This is a genomic window from Agrococcus sp. Ld7, assembly GCF_045064095.1.
Taxonomy (GTDB): Bacteria; Actinomycetota; Actinomycetes; order Actinomycetales; family Microbacteriaceae; genus Agrococcus.
The window spans coordinates 40,386-57,783 of sequence record NZ_JBISGY010000003.1 but is presented as its reverse complement, the minus strand read 5'-3'; the positions used below and the strand labels follow the sequence as shown (position 1 = coordinate 57,783).

The 17,398-nt window shown below is 70.4% G+C and carries 18 protein-coding genes and 4 tRNA genes; 18 read left to right on the top strand and 4 right to left on the bottom strand.

Going from position 1 to position 17,398, the window contains the following annotated elements; all coding sequences use genetic code 11:
* Positions 1–688: 688 nt before the first annotated feature.
* Both ACJJVL_RS01855 and ACJJVL_RS01850 read right to left on the bottom strand, forming a co-directional pair.
* Positions 689–1,366, bottom strand: coding sequence for an SDR family oxidoreductase (locus tag ACJJVL_RS01855; RefSeq protein WP_405216403.1), 678 nt, complete (start codon positions 1,364–1,366; stop codon positions 689–691).
* Positions 1,367–1,442: 76 nt separating this feature from the next.
* Positions 1,443–1,518 (bottom strand) — tRNA-Val (locus ACJJVL_RS01850).
* A 146-nt stretch (positions 1,519–1,664) separates the two neighbouring features.
* Here ACJJVL_RS01850 and ACJJVL_RS01845 point away from each other — a divergent pair.
* From ACJJVL_RS01845 to ACJJVL_RS01825, 5 genes are all read left to right on the top strand, one after another.
* Positions 1,665–1,736 (top strand) — tRNA-Gly (locus ACJJVL_RS01845).
* A gap of 37 nt (positions 1,737–1,773) precedes the next feature.
* Positions 1,774–1,844, top strand: a tRNA-Cys gene (locus tag ACJJVL_RS01840).
* Between the two features lie 13 nt (positions 1,845–1,857).
* Positions 1,858–1,932 (top strand) — tRNA-Val (locus ACJJVL_RS01835).
* A 385-nt stretch (positions 1,933–2,317) separates the two neighbouring features.
* Positions 2,318–3,055 carry a hypothetical protein gene (locus ACJJVL_RS01830; protein ID WP_405216401.1) on the top strand — a complete coding sequence of 246 codons (738 nt, stop codon included), beginning with the start codon at positions 2,318–2,320 and terminating at the stop codon, positions 3,053–3,055.
* Between the two features lie 58 nt (positions 3,056–3,113).
* The gene (locus tag ACJJVL_RS01825; protein ID WP_405216399.1) at positions 3,114–4,577 is read left to right on the top strand and encodes a protein adenylyltransferase SelO; all 1,464 of its coding nucleotides are present in this window, start codon (positions 3,114–3,116) and stop codon (positions 4,575–4,577) included.
* A gap of 219 nt (positions 4,578–4,796) precedes the next feature.
* On the opposite strand, the gene ACJJVL_RS01820 is transcribed toward ACJJVL_RS01825, so the two are convergent.
* Positions 4,797–5,189 (bottom strand): VOC family protein, encoded by a 393-nt coding sequence (locus tag ACJJVL_RS01820; protein WP_405216397.1) that lies wholly within the window; start codon positions 5,187–5,189, stop codon positions 4,797–4,799.
* Positions 5,190–5,325: 136 nt separating this feature from the next.
* Here ACJJVL_RS01820 and thrS point away from each other — a divergent pair, with 136 nt between their 5' ends.
* From thrS to ruvC, 8 genes are all read left to right on the top strand, one after another.
* The gene (thrS, locus tag ACJJVL_RS01815; RefSeq protein WP_405216407.1) at positions 5,326–7,236 is read left to right on the top strand and encodes a threonine--tRNA ligase; all 1,911 of its coding nucleotides are present in this window, start codon (positions 5,326–5,328) and stop codon (positions 7,234–7,236) included.
* A gap of 137 nt (positions 7,237–7,373) precedes the next feature.
* Positions 7,374–7,892 (top strand): HIT family protein, encoded by a 519-nt coding sequence (locus ACJJVL_RS01810; RefSeq protein WP_405216405.1) that lies wholly within the window; start codon positions 7,374–7,376, stop codon positions 7,890–7,892.
* 34 nt (positions 7,893–7,926) lie between these two features.
* The gene (pdxS, locus tag ACJJVL_RS01805) at positions 7,927–8,817 is read left to right on the top strand and encodes a pyridoxal 5'-phosphate synthase lyase subunit PdxS (protein ID WP_405216395.1); all 891 of its coding nucleotides are present in this window, start codon (positions 7,927–7,929) and stop codon (positions 8,815–8,817) included.
* Between the two features lie 2 nt (positions 8,818–8,819).
* A complete protein-coding gene (gene pdxT, locus ACJJVL_RS01800; RefSeq protein WP_405216393.1) occupies positions 8,820–9,425 on the top strand; it encodes a pyridoxal 5'-phosphate synthase glutaminase subunit PdxT in 606 nt (201 codons plus the stop codon).
* A gap of 25 nt (positions 9,426–9,450) precedes the next feature.
* Positions 9,451–10,383 (top strand): DMT family transporter, encoded by a 933-nt coding sequence (locus ACJJVL_RS01795; protein ID WP_405216391.1) that lies wholly within the window; start codon positions 9,451–9,453, stop codon positions 10,381–10,383.
* Between the two features lie 50 nt (positions 10,384–10,433).
* Entirely contained in the window at positions 10,434–11,033 is a 600-nt protein-coding gene (locus ACJJVL_RS01790; RefSeq protein WP_405216389.1) for a hypothetical protein, read from the top strand.
* 58 nt (positions 11,034–11,091) lie between these two features.
* Complete coding sequence (locus tag ACJJVL_RS01785) at positions 11,092–11,856, top strand: YebC/PmpR family DNA-binding transcriptional regulator (RefSeq protein WP_405216387.1); 765 nt, start codon at positions 11,092–11,094, stop codon at positions 11,854–11,856.
* A 5-nt stretch (positions 11,857–11,861) separates the two neighbouring features.
* Positions 11,862–12,437, top strand: coding sequence for a crossover junction endodeoxyribonuclease RuvC (gene ruvC, locus ACJJVL_RS01780; RefSeq protein WP_405216386.1), 576 nt, complete (start codon positions 11,862–11,864; stop codon positions 12,435–12,437).
* 5 nt (positions 12,438–12,442) lie between these two features.
* On the opposite strand, the gene ACJJVL_RS01775 is transcribed toward ruvC, so the two are convergent.
* Positions 12,443–12,637 carry a hypothetical protein gene (locus tag ACJJVL_RS01775; protein ID WP_405216384.1) on the bottom strand — a complete coding sequence of 65 codons (195 nt, stop codon included), beginning with the start codon at positions 12,635–12,637 and terminating at the stop codon, positions 12,443–12,445.
* Positions 12,638–12,707: 70 nt separating this feature from the next.
* Here ACJJVL_RS01775 and ruvA point away from each other — a divergent pair, with 70 nt between their 5' ends.
* From ruvA to secF, 5 genes are all read left to right on the top strand, one after another.
* Complete coding sequence (gene ruvA, locus ACJJVL_RS01770; protein WP_405216382.1) at positions 12,708–13,304, top strand: Holliday junction branch migration protein RuvA; 597 nt, start codon at positions 12,708–12,710, stop codon at positions 13,302–13,304.
* Complete coding sequence (ruvB, locus tag ACJJVL_RS01765; protein WP_405216380.1) at positions 13,301–14,326, top strand: Holliday junction branch migration DNA helicase RuvB; 1,026 nt, start codon at positions 13,301–13,303, stop codon at positions 14,324–14,326. The genes ruvA and ruvB overlap by 4 nt, the downstream gene beginning before the upstream one ends.
* A 61-nt stretch (positions 14,327–14,387) precedes the next feature.
* Positions 14,388–14,759 carry a preprotein translocase subunit YajC gene (gene yajC, locus ACJJVL_RS01760; protein ID WP_405216378.1) on the top strand — a complete coding sequence of 124 codons (372 nt, stop codon included), beginning with the start codon at positions 14,388–14,390 and terminating at the stop codon, positions 14,757–14,759.
* 3 nt (positions 14,760–14,762) lie between these two features.
* Positions 14,763–16,421: a protein translocase subunit SecD gene (secD, locus tag ACJJVL_RS01755; RefSeq protein ID WP_405216376.1), complete on the top strand. Its 1,659-nt coding sequence runs from the start codon at positions 14,763–14,765 to the stop codon at positions 16,419–16,421.
* The gene (secF, locus tag ACJJVL_RS01750; protein ID WP_405216374.1) at positions 16,421–17,392 is read left to right on the top strand and encodes a protein translocase subunit SecF; all 972 of its coding nucleotides are present in this window, start codon (positions 16,421–16,423) and stop codon (positions 17,390–17,392) included. Before secD ends, secF begins: the two co-directional genes overlap by 1 nt.
* Positions 17,393–17,398: the final 6 nt, after the last annotated feature.

The following is a 17,398-nucleotide window of genomic DNA, read 5'->3' as shown; positions in this document are numbered from 1 at the left end:
CACCAATCCACGGTCCCCGTGGAAGCCCTCCACGCCAAGCTCGTGAACAGGCTCACAAGCACTAAGACCGACCGGCGTCGACCGCAGCACACCCAGCATGGCCCGCCACCAGACCCAGCCATAGCCCCACTTTCGCCCATCCAAAGCGGCGCCCGCAGGGCGCCCCGCCAAGCTCGTGACGCCAGCGCGCCTGCGGCGCGGTGGCTCCTCGACCTACGAAGCGGCAACGCCAGCGCGGCGCGGTGGCTCTTCGACCTACGCGGCAGCGGCGGGCCTCGCGCTAGCACGCCCGCAGGTCGAGGAGCGGGCGGCGAAGCCGGGCAATCCCCGCAGGTCGAGGAGCGGGCGGCGAAGCCGGGCAATCCCCGCAGGTCGAGGAGCGGGCGGCGAAGCCGCTCGCGTCACGAGACCGGATGTCGCTCGCGTTCGGTCTCGTGACGCCAGCGCGCCTGCGGCGCGGTGGCTCCTCGACCTACGAAGCGGCAACGCCAGCGCGCCTGCGGCGCGGTGGCTCCTCGACCTACGAAGCGGCAACGCCAGCGCGCCTGCGGCGCGGTGGCTCCTCGACCTACGCGGCTGCGGCGCAGCCTCGCGCTTCTACGCCCGTAGGTCGAGGAGCGGGCGGCGAAGCCGCTCGCGTCACGAGACCGGATGGCTCCTCGACCTGCGCCGCAACGGCGCAGCCGCGCTAGAGGATGACCGCGCCGCGGACGCGGTGGCCCGAGGCGATCGATTCGCTCGAGACCGCCAGCCGCGGCGACAGCAGCATCACGACCAGGTCGGCCACCTGCTGCGGCGTCGAGTCGCCCGGCTTGCCCGGCGCTACCTCCGCGCTGGCAGCTGCGGTGACCGGGCCGGGATTGACGACGTTCACCGCGACCCCCGTCCCGGCGAGGTCGTCGGCCAGGCTCTCCGCGGCGATGATCAGAGCGGCGTTGCGCACGGCGCCGGTGATGTTGCCGGTCAGCAGTGCGTTCTGCCCGCTGACGCCGACGATCCGACCGGATCCCGCGCGGCGCATGGCGGGTATCACGGCGTTCGCGAGCCGCAGGAACGTCATCGCCTTGTCGTCGATGGCCTGCGCAACCTGCGCGGGGTCGTTCGCGCGCGCGGGATCGAGCGTCTGCGCCGCGGGCGCGGCGGCGACGACCAGCGCATCGATCCGCCCGTGGCGCTCGATCACGCGCTCGATCGCCTGCTGCACGGAGCGGTCATCGCCGGCGTCGAGCTGCACGTCCGCGCCCTCGCCGCGCGCCGCAGTGATGACGATCGCGCCCTCGGCGCGTGCGGTCGCGGCGACGGCGCTGCCGATGAGGCCGGTGCCGCCGACGATGAGGGTGACGTGGTCTGCGATGCCGAGGTCCATGGCGCCAAGGCTAGCCAGTTCCTGCGCGACCTCCCGAGAACGAGCAGAGCCGGCATCGTGGGATGCCGGCTCTGTGTGGTGGGCGATGCGGGACTCGAACCCACGACCTCTTCGGTGTGAACGAAGCGCGCTACCAACTGCGCCAATCGCCCGTGCCGCGGTGAAGCGGACCGCATAAGTCTGCCACATCCGACGGGCGGCGCGTGACCGCGCGCGCGGCCCGCTGGTTCCGCGCGGCTCGATTTGGTGCGCACCGGATCGGTCGGTATAGTCTTCCAAGTGCTCAGCGATGAGCCCCGCGGATGTGGCGCAGTGGTAGCGCATCACCTTGCCAAGGTGAGGGTCGCGAGTTCGAATCTCGTCATCCGCTCGACAGCAATGTCATGAGAGTCAATCTCACACCACCTGGTGGGGTGGCCGAGTGGTGAGGCAGCGGCCTGCAAAGCCGTCTACGCGGGTTCGAATCCCGTCTCCACCTCGTTCCCCCAAGAGGGCGATTGGCGCAGCGGTAGCGCGCTTCCCTGACACGGAAGAGGTCACTGGTTCGATCCCAGTATCGCCCACCACAAGGACCCGCGGCTTGCCGTGGGTCCTTGCTCGTATCCGCCTCCGGGTCGGGGACCGGCAGACGAGCTGGCGTCGGCCGGACGTCACTCGGTCTCGCGGGCTGCCCACACGTCGAGCGCATGGGTGCGCGCTGCAGCAGCCGCCGCGATGGCTCCCGAGACTATGACGCGCTACGGGTCGTACAGGCTGCCGAGCACGCTCACGATGCGTGCCAGCACGGTGCCGACACGGGCGACGATCGCCAGGGCAGGCGTTCAACTTCTGGCTGCGCGCTCGAGCACCGACGGACCGAGTGCAGATGAGGGTCCGCTCACGCGCGTCTCATCGCGGCGCGCTCACTCATCGGATAGACAGGTCGCGAACTGCTCACGGAGGAGAGGGTCCATGTCGCGCACCACCCCGATCGATCCACTCGGGCTGCGGGCAGTGCGCAGCGATCGGGCGTCGTTCACCCTGCTGTTGATGATGCTCGGTGTCGATGCCGTCCTCATCGCCCTGCACATCGCCGCCGCGGTGCGCGACGAGCAGGAGTCGCTCAACTACCTCGATCTCGAGTACGGCCACCCCGAGGCCGTGCAGGCGCTGCGCTGGCTCTGGTGCATCGGGCTGCTCGGTCTCTTCGTCCTCCGCACCCGGCGGTGGGAGTTCGCCACGCTCGCGCCGCTCCTGATCTTCATGCTCGTGACCGACGCGCTCGAGTTCCACGAGCGCAACGGCCGCGCGCTCTCCGAGGCACTGGGGATCCCCGGCGTGCTCGGCATGCGACCGCAGGACATCGGCGAGATCCTGGTGGTGATGCTCGCGGCGGCCGTGGTCATCCCGCTCGCAGTCTTCGGCATGCGCGTGGCCGCACGCGACCATCGTCGGCACTTCGTGCGGATCCTGATCATCGTCAGCCTCATCGCGTTCTGCGGCGTGGCCGTCGACGCGATCCACATCATCGCGGCCGATGACGTCGTCGCCCTCTCCAGCGGCAGCATCCTCGGGCTCGTGGAGGATGGCGGGGAGATGATCGGCGCCTCGCTGCTGGTCACCTACCTGTTCTGGCTATCGCTCGATCGCGCGGCCGACGCAGACGCAGCGGCGCACCGTTCGAAGGACACGCTGCCGCCCACGCGATAGCGCGTGGCGGCGCGCCGGAGGCTGTCTTGCAGTTGGGGTACAAGAGTAGCCTGGCAGGGTGACCGCGCTTCCCGCATCCACCCTCGCGCTGGCGAATCGCTACGCACGGGAGTTCCCGGAACTGGCGCTCCCGTGGCAGGCCGCGGAGGCGCTCGACCCCGAGCTGCTCGTGCTCAATGTGCCGCTCGCGCTCGAACTGGGCATGGATCCCGAGCGGCTGCGCAGCCCGGAGGGTGTGCGGATGCTGATCGGCACCGCCGTCCCGGCGGGCGCGACGCCGGTGGCGCAGGTCTACGCGGGACACCAGTTCGGCGGCTACTCGCCGCGGCTGGGCGACGGACGAGCGCTGCTGCTGGGCGAGATCGAGGAGGACGACGGACGACTGCGCGATCTGCACCTCAAGGGATCCGGTCGCACGCCGTTCGCGCGCGGCGGGGACGGGCTCGCCGCCGTGGGCCCGATGCTCCGCGAGTACATCGTCAGCGAGGCGATGCACGCCCTCGGCGTCCCGACGACGCGCTCGCTCGCCGTCGTCGAGACGGGTCGCACAATCCGGCGCGAGGAGCCGCTGCCCGGTGCGGTCCTCGCCAGGATCGCGAGCAGCCACCTGCGCGTGGGCACCTTCCAGTACGCACGGTCGACCGGTGACATCGAGCTGCTTCGCCGCCTCGCCGACCACGCGATCCGCCGGCACGCGCCGAGCGCCGCGGAGGCGGACCGACCGGGCCTCGCGCTGCTCGAGGGCGTGATCGGGGCCCAGGCGGAGCTGGTCGCGAAGTGGATGCTCGTCGGCTTCGTGCACGGCGTCATGAACACCGACAACATGACCATCTCGGGCGAGACGATCGACTACGGCCCGTGCGCGTTCATGGAGCGATTGGACCCTGCGACGGTCTTCAGCTCGATCGACGACCACGGCCGCTATGCGTACGGGAACCAGCCGGCGGTCGCCCGATGGAACCTCACGCGTCTCGCAGAGGCTCTGCTGCCGATAGTCGCCGACGACCAGGACGAGGCCGTTGCACTGGTGACGGCGGCGCTCGGGACGTTCCCCGCGCGGTACAACGCCGCGTGGTCGAGCGGCATGCGGGAGAAGCTCGGTCTGCGCCCCGGCGTCGACGACGCCGCTTCCACCCTTGCGACCGACCTGCTGCCCATGCTTGAGGACAGCCAAGTCGATCTCACCTCATTCTTCCGGAGCCTCAGCGGCCTCATCCGAGGCCGGCGGGATGCCGTGCGCGATGCGTTCGTCGACCGCGACGCGTTCGATGCGTGGACGCAGCGGTGGCTGCAGCTCGGACCGGATGCGGACGCGATGGACCGCGTGAACCCGACGTACATCCCCCGGAACCACCTGGTGGAGGAGGCGCTCGCGGCCGCGACCGAGGGCGACCTCGACCCGTTCGCGCGTCTGCTCGATGTCGTGCTCCGACCCTTCGAGGAGCGCCCGGGGCTCGAGCGCTACGCCGCCCCGAGTCCGCAGCGCAGCTTCCGCGCCTACCGCACCTACTGCGGCACCTGAGGATCAGAGCGCTCTGCAGAGCCGCTCGTTCGTTCAACAGCGGGCCGCTGATACCGCGAGCCGCTGGTCTCGGACGCGGGATGGCACCACGCACCGAGGCACTCGCACGCCTGCTCGCCGATGATCGATCGCCGTGGAGCCGTAGAACGGTGCGTTGAGCGCGAGCCGCGGTCCTTCGGCGGCGTCCTTACCAGGGTGGGAAGCTCGATGCGCCCGGCATCACGGGGCAGGCGCGAAGAACTCCAGTGCGTTGCCATCGGGGTCGCTGAAGCTCAGTGCGCTGCCGTACGCCGCATCCTGCACGTCGCTGTGGCGCACCCGCAACGCATCGAGGTGCTCCCCCCACGCCAGCAGCTCGTGCCGCGATGCGCAGGCGAACCCGACGTGGTCGAGTCCAGGATTCGTCGGATCGAACGGCCTCCCGCTCCCGGTGTCGTGCTGGGTGAGGCCGAGGTGCGTCGGCCCCGGCAGTGCGAGCACCGCTCGGCGGAACGGTCCGTCGTCCATCGTGCCCATCACGGACGCGCCCAGCACGGCCTCGTAGAAGGTGATGCTGGCGGCAAGGTCGATGACCGTCAGTGCGACGTGGTCGATTCCGGTGATCTCAGGCATGGCGTGCTCCTCGCCGGTCAGCCTACGGCGCTCGCCCCGTCGCATCGATGTGCGTGTCAGCCGGACGGGCGCGGCGATCTACGATGGATGCGTGACCACCGGATTCGATCTCTTCGCCGACCGTGCCATCGTCGCCATGCGCGTCGACGGCGAGCTGCAGGATCTCGCCCGCGAGGTGACCGAGACGCAGACGGTCGAGCCGGTCACGATCGACAGCCCGGACGGGCTCGACATCCTCCGTCATTCGGCCGCGCACGTGCTCGCGCAGGCTGTGCAGCGTGTGAACCCCGAGGCGAGGCTGGGCATCGGTCCGCCCATCCAGGACGGCTTCTACTACGACTTCGACGTGAGCGAGCCGTTCTCGAGCGATGATCTCAAGTCGCTCGAGAAGGAGATGCAGCGCATCGTCAAGGCCGGGCAGCGCTTCGTGCGTCGGGTCGTGACCGATGAGGAAGCCCGTGCCGAGCTCGCGGACGAGCCGTACAAGCTCGAGCTCATCGGGCTGAAGGGCGGCGCGGCCGCCGCCGCTGAGGGAGCAGCCGTCGAGGTCGGCGCGGGCGAGCTGACGATCTACGACAACACCGACCCGAAGACCGGGGAGGTGCTGTGGAACGACCTGTGCCGCGGGCCGCACCTGCCCTCCACCCGCCAGATCGGCAACGGCTTCGCGCTCACCCGAGTCGCCGGCGCCTACTGGCGCGGCAAGACCGACCTGCCGCAGCTGCAGCGCATCTACGGCACCGCCTGGCCGTCGAAGGACGAGCTGCGCGCGCATCAGGAGCGCCTCGAGGAGGCGGCCAAGCGCGACCACCGCAAGCTCGGGCGCGAGCTCGACCTCTTCTCGTTCCCGGAGGAGATCGGCTCCGGCCTCTCGGTCTGGCACCCGCGCGGCGCGATCGCCCGCGGCGAGATGGAGCAGCATGCGCGCAAGCGCCACATCGAGCAGGGCTACAGCTACGTCTACACGCCGCACATCACGAAGCAGGACCTGTTCGCGACTTCCGGCCACCTCGAGACCTACGCCGACGGCATCTGGCCGCCCATCCACATGGATGAGGAGCGCGACGAGGCGGGCAACGTCACCAAGCAGGGCGTCGACTACTACCTGAAGCCGATGAACTGCCCGATGCACATCCTCGTCTACAAGGATCGCGCGCGCAGCTACCGTGACCTGCCGCTGCGGCTGGCCGAGAACGGCACCGTCTACCGCAACGAGCTCTCGGGCGCGCTGCACGGCCTCACGCGCGTGCGCGGCTTCACGCAGGACGACGCGCACCTATTCGTCACCCCTGAGCAGCTGGAGACGGAGACCACGAAGGTCCTCGAGTTCGTGCTGTCGCTGCTGGGCGACTTCGGCCTCACCGACTTCCGCCTCGAGCTCTCGATGCGCGACGACGAGAAGGAGAAGTGGATCGGTGACGAGGCCATCTGGGAGACGGCCACGGATGCGCTGCGGCGCGTCGCACGCAACTCGGGCCTTGACGTCGTGGAGGAGCCGGGCGAGGCCGCGTTCTACGGACCGAAGATCGACCTGAAGGTCACGGACGCCATCGGTCGCTCGTGGCAGCTCTCGACGGTGCAGCTCGACTTCAACCTGCCGGAGCGCTTCGACCTGGAGTTCACCGCCGCCGACGGCTCGAAGCAGCGCCCGATCATGATCCACCGCGCGCTGTTCGGCTCGGTCGAGCGGTTCTTCGCCATCCTGCTCGAGCACTACGCGGGCGCCTTCCCCGTCTGGCTCGCGCCCGTGCAGGTCGTCGGCGTGCCGGTCGCCGCGGACTTCGCCGACTACCTCGAGGACATCGCCGACAGGCTGCGCGCGAAGGGCGTGCGCGTGGAGGTCGATCGATCCGACGAGCGCATGCAGAAGAAGATCCGCAGCCACACGCTGCAGAAGGTGCCGTTCCAGCTCATCGCCGGTGCGAAGGACCAGGAGGCCGGCAGCGTCTCGTTCCGATTCCGCGACGGCACGCAGGACAACGGCGTGCCCGTCGACGAGGCCATCGCGCGCATCGTCGATGCGATCGAGACGAAGGCCCACGTGTGAGCGAGGAGACGCCACGTCACCTGGACGAGCCCGCGGAGCGCGCGGCCGTGCATCGCGACTCGCTGCCGCAGTTCGAGCCTGCGCCGGACCAGCAGCCTCCGCTCGTGGGCGAGCACGCGTGGGGCGCGCCGACGCAGATGTCGAGCGAACTGCCGGGGGTGCCGGACCACTTCCAGCGGCTCTGGACGCCGTACCGGATGGTCTACATCCAGCAGGGTCAGATGCCCGATGAGCACGCGTGCCCGTTCTGCCGGGCGCCGGAGCTGAGCGATGACCAGGGGCTCATCGTCGCGCGCGGCGAGACATGCTTCGTGCTGCTGAACCTCTTCCCCTACAACACCGGCCACATGATGGTGTGCCCCTACCGTCACGTCGGCATGTACGACCAGGCGACGACCGACGAGGTCGCGGAGATGGCCGTGCTGACGCAGACCGCCATGCGCGTGCTGTCCCAGGTGACGAACTGCCAGGGCTACAACATCGGCATGAACCAGGGCCGCATCGCGGGCGCCGGCATCGCCGACCACCTGCACCAGCACATCGTGCCGCGATGGAGCCTGGACTCGAACTTCTTCCCGATCATCGCGAAGACGAAGGCGCTGCCCATCCTGCTGGAGGACATGCGCCAGGACATCCAAGCCGCCTGGCCCGCCTGATCCGCCAGCCGCCGACCCGCACGAGAGACACACCATGACTGAATCCACCACCGGCTCCGCACGCGTCAAGCGGGGTCTCGCCGAGATGCTGAAGGGCGGCGTCATCATGGACGTCGTCACGGCAGAGCAGGCCCGCATCGCCGAGGACGCCGGCGCCGTCGCCGTCATGGCGCTCGAGCGCGTGCCGGCCGACATCCGCGCGCAGGGCGGCGTCGCGCGCATGTCCGACCCCGACCTGATCGATGCGATCAAGGCGGAGGTCTCGATCCCGGTGATGGCGAAGGCGCGCATCGGGCACTTCGTCGAGGCGCAGGTGCTCGAGGCGCTCGAGGTCGACTACATCGACGAGTCCGAGGTGCTGAGCCCCGCCGACTACGTCAACCACATCGACAAGTGGCCCTTCACGGTGCCGTTCGTCTGCGGCGCCACCAACCTGGGCGAGGCGCTCCGCCGCATCACCGAGGGCGCGGCGATGATCCGCTCGAAGGGTGAGGCCGGCACCGGCGACGTGTCGGAGGCCACGAAGCACATCCGCACGATCAAGGGCGAGATCCGTCGCCTGCAGAGCCTGTCGAAGGATGAGCTGTTCGTGGCAGCCAAGGAGCTGCAGGCGCCCTACGAGCTCGTCGCCGAGGTGGCCGAGCGCGGCTCGCTGCCCGTCGTGCTCTTCGTCGCCGGCGGTGTCGCGACGCCTGCCGATGCGGCGATGATGATGCAGCTGGGCGCCGACGGCGTGTTCGTGGGCTCCGGCATCTTCAAGTCGGGCCAGCCCGAGGCGCGCGCGGCGGCGATCGTCAAGGCGACGGCGGCGTTCGAGGACCCCAAGGCGATCGCGGATGCCTCCAGGGGCCTCGGCGAGGCGATGGTCGGCATCAACGTGGCAGACCTGCCGGCGCCGCACCGCCTCGCAGAGCGCGGCTGGTAGCCGTGATCGGCCGACGCGGCGGCAGCCGCGTCGGCGTCCTTGCGCTGCAGGGCGACGTGCGCGAGCACGTGGCCGTGCTCGCATCGCTGGGCGCCGACGTATCGCTCGTGCGCACGCCCGCCCAGCTGGCCGACGTCGATGGCCTCGTGCTGCCCGGCGGCGAGTCGAGCGTGATCGACAAGCTCGCCCGGCTGTTCGACCTGCGCGAGCCCATCGTGGCGCGCATCCGCGACGGCATGCCTGTCTACGGCACCTGTGCTGGCATGATCATGCTCGCCGATCGGATCCTGGACGGCCTGCCGACGCAGCTGCCCTTCGGCGGTCTCGACATCGATGTGCGGCGCAACGCCTTCGGCAGCCAGGTCGACTCCTTCGAGGCCGAGCTCGACGTGCCCGTGCTGGGCTCCGCGCCCGTGCACGCGACGTTCATCCGCGCGCCGGCGGTCGAGCGCGTCGGTGAGGGCGTCGAGGTGCTGGCGCGCGCCGGTGGTCGCGTGGTGGCTGTCGAGCAGGGCGTGCTGCTGGCGACGGCCTTCCACCCCGAGGTCGACGGCGAGGTTCGGTTCCACCGCCGCTTCCTCGACCGCGTAGCCGGCCCGCGCCCGTGACGGTCGCGGCCGCAGGGTGGCGGCGATGACGGCGCTCGGTCGCGTCCCTTGGCAGGTGCTGTGGATCTCGCTCGCTGTCATCTGGGGCTCGTCGTTCCTGCTCATGAAGGTCGGGCTGGAGGCGCTGCACCCCATGCAGATCGCGACGCTGCGCATCGGCATCGCGGCCGTCACGCTCGTGCTGCTCGCGCTGGCGACACGCTCGAGGCTGCCGAAGGACGTCGGCACCTGGGGACTGCTCGCGGTGTGCTCGCTCTTCCTCACCGCACTGCCGTTCACGGCGTTCGTGGTCGCCGAGACGCGCGTGTCCTCTGCGGCGGCCGGGCTCGGCAACGCCATCACGCCGGTCGCGACGGTGCTGTTCGCGCTGCTGCTGCTGCCCAGCGACCGCCTCACCACCCGCAAGCTGCTGGCGGTGCTGCTCGGGCTCGCCGGTGTCGTGCTCATCGCGCAGCCATGGACGAGCGACTCCGGTCCCGACCTGCTCGGCTTCGGGATCGCCGTGCTGGGCGGCGCCTCCTACGGCGTGGGCTGGACGCTCAACCGGCGTCTGCTCGCGCACCGCGAGGTGCCGGGTCTCGCGCATCCCACTGCCATCATGATCCTGGGCCTGCCGATGGCGCTCGTCGCGCTGCTCGGCTGGAGCGCGGTCGAGGGATGGTCTCCCGTCGCCGTTCCAGGCGACCCGGATGCGCTGCCGCTGGCGATGCTCGCGGTGCTCGCGCTCGGCTCTGTCGGCACGGGGGTCGCCTACATCCTGCAGTTCGAGGTCGTCCGCGCCGTCGGGCCGACGGTATCGGCGACGGTGACCTACCTGATCCCGGTGGTCGCCGTCACGCTCGGCGTCGTCGTGCTGGGGGAGCAGCTGGGGCTCTGGCAGGTGCTGGGGGCCGTGGTCGTGATCGGCGCCGGCATCCTCGTGGGCCAGCGGCCGAAGCCACGGGTGGCGCCCGCCTGATCGGCTGCGCCGCGGCGCCATCGCTCACGAGCCCTGGTTGAATCGGCACCGTGCAGCTCTACTCCAGCCGACCCGTCCGCGCGATCTGGCAGGCGGTCGGCGACCTGGTCTCCATCGCCACCGTCGTCATCGCCATCTGGATCTCGCAGCAGGTGCGCGACGCGATCGCATCGCTGGGTGCCTTCGGCACCCAGATCGAGGATGCCGGTACCGGCTTCGCCACGACCATGACGGATGCGGGCGATGCGCTCGCGCAGGTGCCGCTCATCGGCGACGGCGTCGCCCAGCCCTTCCGCGACGCTGCGGCACCCGCCGGTGACCTCGCGCAGGCCGGTTCCACCCTGCGCGCCGGCGTCGAGACGCTCGCCGGCACCGTCGGCACCGCCCTCTGGCTGCTGCCGCTGCTGCTGGTGGTGCTGGTCTGGTGGCTGCCGCGGCTGCGCTTCGTCACCCGGGCGCGTGCCAGCCGGCAGCTGGCGCAGACGCCTCAAGGCCGCGACCTGCTCGCACTGCGCGCGCTCGTGGCGCAGCCGACGGCACGCGTGCTGCGGGCGGTGCCGGATCCGGTCGGCGCGTTCCGCAGCGCCGACCCCCGATCGCTCGAGGCGCTCGCCGACCTGGAGCTGCGCGCGGCCGGCGTGCGTGCCTGATGGCTCAGCCGCCGCCCGGATAGGATGGGGCGACCCCGACCCGCGATCAGGAAGCACCATGTCCGGACACTCCAAGTGGGCGACCACGAAGCACAAGAAGGCCGTCATCGACGCCCGCCGTGCCAAGTCGTTCGCGAAGCTCATCAAGACCATCGAGGTGGCGGCCAAGATCGGCGGTGCCGACATGAGCGGCAACCCGACCCTCGTCGACGCCGTGCAGAAGGCGAAGAAGACGAGCGTTCCCAACGACAACATCGACCGCGCCATCAAGCGCGGCGCTGGCCTCACGGGTGAGTCGATCGAGTACGCCACGATCCTCTACGAGGGCTACGGCGCGAACGGCGTGGCGCTCATGATCGAGTGCCTCACCGACAACCGCAACCGCGCGGCCGCCGAGGTGCGCACGGCCATGACCCGCAACGGCGGCACGATGGCGGACCCCGGCTCCGTCGCCTACAACTTCAACCGCAAGGGCGTCGTCTCGGTCACCAAGACCGACGACGTCACCGAGGACGACATCCTGCTCGCGGTCCTCGACGCCGGCGCGGAGGAGGTCACCGATCGCGGGGGCGGCTTCGAGATCATCTCCGAGGCGACCGACCTGGTCGCCGTGCGCACCGCGCTGCAGGACGCCGGCATCGACTACGACTCGGCGGATGTCGAGTTCGTGCCGAACCTCAAGGTCGAGGTCGACGCCGAGACCGCGCGGAAGGTCTTCCGCCTCATCGATGCGCTCGAGGACAGCGACGACGTGCAGAATGTCTACGCGAACGTCGACGTCACCCCAGAGGTGCAGGCGCAGCTCGACGAGGACGACGAGTAGCGCCCGTGCCGGGGTCGGTGCGCGTGCTCGGCGTCGACCCGGGCCTGACGCGCTGCGGCGTCGGCGTGATCGACGTCGTGCAGCGCACGCCGAGCCTGGTGCACGTGGAGGTGCTGCGCTCGGTCGCGGATGAGCCGATCGAACTGCGCCTGCTGCGCATCGGCCGCGGCGTGGAAGCGGCGATCGACGCCCACCGACCCGATGCGATCGCGCTCGAGCGGGTCTTCGCCCAGGCGAACCTGCGCAGCGTCATGGGCGTCGCGCAGATCTCGGGCATCGTGCTGCGGGCGGCGGCCGAGCGCGAGATCCCCATCTCGCTGCTGACGCCCACCCAGGTGAAGGCCGCCGTCACCGGCTACGGAGCCGCCGACAAGCGTCAGGTGGGCGAGATGGTGCGGCGCCTGCTGCGGCTCGACACGGCGCCGAAGCCCGCGGATGCGGCGGATGCCCTCGCGATCGCGATCGCGGAGGGCTGGCGGCCGCAGCGGGTGACGCGCAGCGCAGGAGCGGTGACCCCAGCCCAGCGCGCGTGGGCCGCGGCCGAGGCCAGCGCGCGCTCCGGTCGCGGTGGGCGCGGCTGAGGAGACTACTGCTGCGAGCGGCGGTGCTCGGCGCGCCAGAGCAGCACCGGGACGGCGGACGCGATGAAGAGCGTGATGAGACCGGCGGAGAACATGATGAGCTCGAGGCCGGGCGTGTCGAAGGCGTAGCCCATGAGCAGCAGGCCGCCGACGAAGAGGACCATCGCCAGCAGGAAGGTCAGCACGGTGGTGACGTTCATGGGACTCCGTTTCGCAGTGCAGGGGTGTCGGTACCCACCGTATCGTGCGGGCGCCGCCTAGGCTGACGTGGTGATCTCCAGGCTCGACGGCACCGTCCTCTCCGCCCGCGGGCAGCGTCTCGTCGTGGGCGTCGGCGGGATCGGCTACGCGGTCTCGGTCACGCCCCAGTGCTCGCTCGCCGCCGCGGCCGGCCGCGAGGTCTCGCTGCACACGCACCTGGTGGTGCGCGAGGACGAGCTCTCGCTCTACGGCTTCGAGAGCGAGGCCGAGCTCGGCGTCTTCGAGCTGCTGATCGGCGTGTCCGGCGTCGGGCCGAAGTCGGCGCTCGGCGTGCTCGCGCACCTCACGCCGGACGCGCTCGCTCGCGCCGTGGAGGAGGAGGACGAGCGCGCATTCAAGGCGGTCAGCGGCATCGGCCCCAAGACCGCGAAGCTGCTCATCCTGCAGCTGAGCGGCAAGCTCGCGGCGCCCGCGGCTCGCGCGACGGCCAAGGGATCGGATGCGCGGGCCGACGTGCTCACCGCGCTCACGGGCCTCGGATGGCCGGAGCGCACCGCCGCGGACGCCATCGAGCGCGCCGCCGTCGCCGCTCCCGACGCCGTCGGCACCACCGGTGCGCTGCTGCGCGCGGCCCTGGCGATCCTCGGCCCGGGAGCCCGGCAGTGACCGACCCGCTGATCGATCCGGGTGCGACACCGGACGAGCTCGCCTTCGAGGGCGCGCTGCGCCCCACGACGCTGCAGGAGTTCATCGGCCAGCCCAGGGTCAAGGGGCAGCTGGAGGTGCTGCTGCACGCAGCGCGCCTGCAGGACCGGGCGCCCGACCACATCCTGCTCGCTGGCCCCCCCGGGCTCGGCAAGACGACGCTCGCGACCATCATCGGCGTGGAGACGGGCAGACCCATCCGTCATTCCTCGGGACCGGCGATCCAGCACGCGGGCGACCTCGCCGCGGTGCTCTCGGCGCTGGTGCCGGGCGAGGTGCTCTTCATCGACGAGATCCACCGCATGTCGCGCGCCGCCGAGGAGATGCTGTACCTCGCGATGGAGGACTTCCGCATCGACATCATGGTCGGGAAGGGCGCCGGCGCCGCGTCGATCCCGCTGGAGCTCGCGCCGTTCACGCTCGTCGGCGCGACGACCCGCTCCGGGATGCTGCCGGCCCCTCTGCGCGACCGCTTCGGCTTCACCGCCCACCTGGAGTTCTACGAGACGGACGACCTCGAGCGCGTGCTCGCCCGATCGTCGCGGCTCATGGATCTGGGGATCGAGCCCGCTGCGCTCGCGGAGCTCGCGGGGCGCTCCCGCGGCACGCCGCGGATCGCGAACCGGCTGCTGCGCCGCGTGCGCGACTGGCTGCTCGTGCACGCCGGCTCGAGCGACCTGGACGGCGTGCGCGCTGCCCTCGACCTCTACGACGTGGATGCAGCGGGGCTCGACCGCATCGACCGCGCGGTGCTGCACGCGATCGCGCACCGCTTCGGCGGAGGGCCGGTCGGCCTCTCGACGCTCGCCGCAGCGGTGGGCGAGGAGGCGGACACCATCGAGTCGGTGGTCGAGCCGTTCCTGGTGCGGGAGGGCCTCATCGGACGCACGCCGCGCGGCAGGATCGCCACGCCCACCGGCATGCGCCACGTGCGGGCCGACACGGCAAGCGGCAACGGGGACGCGACGCTCGACGGGGTATGATGGGTGATTGGTCCTGGCGCAGATGCGCTGGACGAACCACCCCGAGAGGCCCCTTCAGACGATGCTGTTCCTGCAGACGACCGCCACCGCCCAGTCAGGGTTGCCCTTCGACCCGCTGACGATCATCATGCTGGTCGTCCTCGCGGCGATGATCTTCTTCATGTTCCGCAGCAACAAGAAGCGCAAGGCGCAGGCTTCGCAGCTGCAGGACCAGATGATCCCTGGGGCAGAGGTGATGACGAACTTCGGCCTCTTCGGCGAGCTGCGCGAGATCGACGAGGAGCGCAACGAGGCGCTGATCGAGATCTCTCCCGGCACCATCATCCGCGTGCACCGTCAGACGCTCGCGCGCGTGGTCGACGACCAGCCGGAGCTGACCGACGAGGCTGCTGACGACACTGGCGAGGCCGGCGAGCCCCGCGACCGCGCCTGAGCCGTGGCGAAGGCTCGTACCCGGGGCGCGCGCGTCCTCATCTGGCTGGCTGTGCTCATCGCCGGTCTGATCGGCGTCAACTTCGCGGCGGTCCAGTTCGGCGGCGGGGCGTGGACGCCGCAGCTCGCGCTCGACCTCGAGGGCGGCACGCAGATCGTGCTCGAGCCCAAGCTCGCCGAGGGCGACTCGATCTCGCAGGAGCAGCTCGACCAGGCCGTCGCGATCATCCGCCAGCGCGTCGACGCGTCCGGCATCTCGGAGACCGAGATCACCACGCAGGGTGGCCGCAACATCGTGGTGGCGCTGCCGGGCGAGCCCGACCAGGCGACGCTGCAGCGCATCCAGGCGAGCGCCAAGATGGAGTTCCGCCCGGTGCTGGCCGCAGCGCCGGCCACCGCTGACGGCTCGACCCCGCCGCCGGCCGAGCCGGTCGAGGAGTCGTCGTCGCCCGAGCCCACCGATCCGTGGGATCAGGCATGGGTCACGCCCGCTCTGCAGGCCCAGTTCGCGGCCTTCCAGTGCAGCGATGTCGACCCGACCCAGGTGGCGGACCCCGAGCAGCCGTTCCTCACCTGCTCCACCGACGAGACGGCGAAGTACATCCTCGGCCCCGTCGCCGTGGACGGTGCGAACATCGCCGACGCGCAGTCGACCCCCGCGGTCAACCAGCAGGGGCAGGCGACGGGCGGCTGGGCGATCAACGTCGAGTTCTCGGGCGAGGGTCCAGAGGCCTTCGAGGCCGTGACGCGCGCCATCACTGGCCTGCCGGAGCCGACCGATCAGTTCGCGGTCGTGCTCGACTCGAGCGTGCTGCTGTCGATCACGTCGAACACGATCATCACCGACGGCAAGGCGCAGATCACCGGTGGATTCACCCAGGAGGGGGCACAGTCGCTCGCCGACCAGCTGCGCTTCGGTGCGCTGCCCGTGAGCTTCCAGGTGCAGTCGAACGAGACGATCTCGCCCACGCTCGGCGCCAGCCAGCTGCAGGCCGGGCTCATCGCGGGTCTGATCGGCCTGCTGCTCGTGATCGGCTACTCGGTGCTGCAGTACCGGGCGCTCGGTGTGGTGGTCATCTTCTCGCTGCTCATCGCCGGCACCGTCAGCTACCTGGTCGTGACGTTCCTCTCGAGCACCGAGGGCTACCGCCTCTCGCTCGCGGGCATCGCGGGACTGGTGATCGCGATCGGCATCACCGCCGACTCGTTCATCGTCTACTTCGAGCGCATCAGGGATGAGCTTCGCGAGGGCAAGCACCTCTCGAGCGCGCTGGAGACCGGCTGGAGCCGCGCCTTCCGCACGATCCTGATCTCGGATGCGGTCAGCTTCCTCGCCGCCGTGATCCTGTTCCTGCTGTCGGTCGGCAACGTCCGCGGCTTCGCGTACACGCTCGGCATCACGACCTTCATCGACGTCGTGGTCGTCGCGCTGTTCACGCACCCGCTGCTCCGGATCCTGTCTCGCACCAGGTTCTTCTCCTCCGGCCACCGGCTTTCGGGGCTGAACCCGGATGAGCTCGGCGCCGTATACCGCGGCCGCGCGAAGTTCCGCGAGCCCGTCATGGCAGGCGGCAAGGGCGGCAAGTCCGCCAAGGAGGCGCAGCGGCGCCAGACCATCGCGGAGCGCAAGGCCGCTGCTGCGACGACGGGCAAGGAGTCCTGATGGCATCGCTGACCACCATCGGCAATGAGCTCTACACCGGGCAGCGCTCGGTGCCGGTCGTCCCGAAGCGCAAGCTGTGGTTCACCGTGACGGCCGTCATCCTGATCGTGCTGGCGCTCGGCACGATCGTGCGCGGCGGCTTCACGTTCGGCATCGAGTTCACCGGCGGCAGCGAGTTCCGCGTCGCGGGGCTCGAGTCGGCGTCCACCGAGGGTGTGCAGGAGACCCTCGACAGCATCGTGCCCGACAGCGCGGTGCGCGTCGCAACGCTCGGTACCGACACGGTGCGCGTGCAGACCGACGAGGTCTCGCAGGAGCAGGCCGCAGAGATCCGCGGCGCGCTGGCAGAGCAGTACGGCGTCGAGACCGGCGACGTCGCGTTCTCGTTCATCGGCCCGTCCTGGGGGCAGGACATCTCGCGGCAGGCGCTCATCGCGCTGGTGGTCTTCCTCGCGGTCGTCTCGCTCGTACTGGCGATCTACTTCCGCACCTGGAAGATGTCGCTCGCGGCGCTCTCCTCGCTGGCGTTCGACCTGCTCGTGACGGCCGGCGTCTACGGCGTGATCGGCTTCGAGGTGACGCCCGCTGCGGTGATCGGGTTCCTGACGATCCTCGGCTACTCGCTCTACGACACCGTGGTGGTATTCGACAAGGTGCGCGAGAACACCGCGCCCGGCTCCGGCGGCACGATGCTCGGCCAGATCAACCTGGCCGTCAATCAGACCCTGGTGCGGTCGATCAACACCTCGATCGTCGCATCGCTGCCGATCGCCTCGATCCTGTTCATCGGCGCGTTCGCCCTGGGTGCCGGCACGCTGCGCGACATCGCGCTCGCGCTGTTCATCGGCACCATCGTCGGCACCTGGTCGTCGATCTTCGTGGCCGCGCCTGTCTATGCTCAGCTGAGGCAGGGCGACGAGATCGGCGCGGAGCAGGTCAAGGTCAAGCGCGACCAGGGGGCCGTGGTCTGAGCCAGT

Excerpts from the sequence above, each read along its gene's own strand:
- ACJJVL_RS01855 (WP_405216403.1), bottom strand. The coding sequence starts at position 1,366 with ATGGACCTCGGCATCGCAGACCACGTCACCCTCATCGTCGGCGGCACC.
- ACJJVL_RS01830 (WP_405216401.1), top strand. The coding sequence starts at position 2,318 with ATGTCGCGCACCACCCCGATCGATCCACTCGGGCTGCGGGCAGTGCGC.
- ACJJVL_RS01820 (WP_405216397.1), bottom strand. The coding sequence starts at position 5,189 with ATGCCTGAGATCACCGGAATCGACCACGTCGCACTGACGGTCATCGAC.
- thrS (WP_405216407.1), top strand. The coding sequence starts at position 5,326 with ATGCGCGTCGACGGCGAGCTGCAGGATCTCGCCCGCGAGGTGACCGAG.
- ACJJVL_RS01810 (WP_405216405.1), top strand. The coding sequence starts at position 7,374 with ATGTCGAGCGAACTGCCGGGGGTGCCGGACCACTTCCAGCGGCTCTGG.
- pdxS (WP_405216395.1), top strand. The coding sequence starts at position 7,927 with ATGACTGAATCCACCACCGGCTCCGCACGCGTCAAGCGGGGTCTCGCC.
- ACJJVL_RS01795 (WP_405216391.1), top strand. The coding sequence starts at position 9,451 with ATGACGGCGCTCGGTCGCGTCCCTTGGCAGGTGCTGTGGATCTCGCTC.
- ACJJVL_RS01785 (WP_405216387.1), top strand. The coding sequence starts at position 11,092 with ATGTCCGGACACTCCAAGTGGGCGACCACGAAGCACAAGAAGGCCGTC.
- ACJJVL_RS01775 (WP_405216384.1), bottom strand. The coding sequence starts at position 12,637 with ATGAACGTCACCACCGTGCTGACCTTCCTGCTGGCGATGGTCCTCTTC.
- yajC (WP_405216378.1), top strand. The coding sequence starts at position 14,388 with ATGCTGTTCCTGCAGACGACCGCCACCGCCCAGTCAGGGTTGCCCTTC.
- secF (WP_405216374.1), top strand. The coding sequence starts at position 16,421 with ATGGCATCGCTGACCACCATCGGCAATGAGCTCTACACCGGGCAGCGC.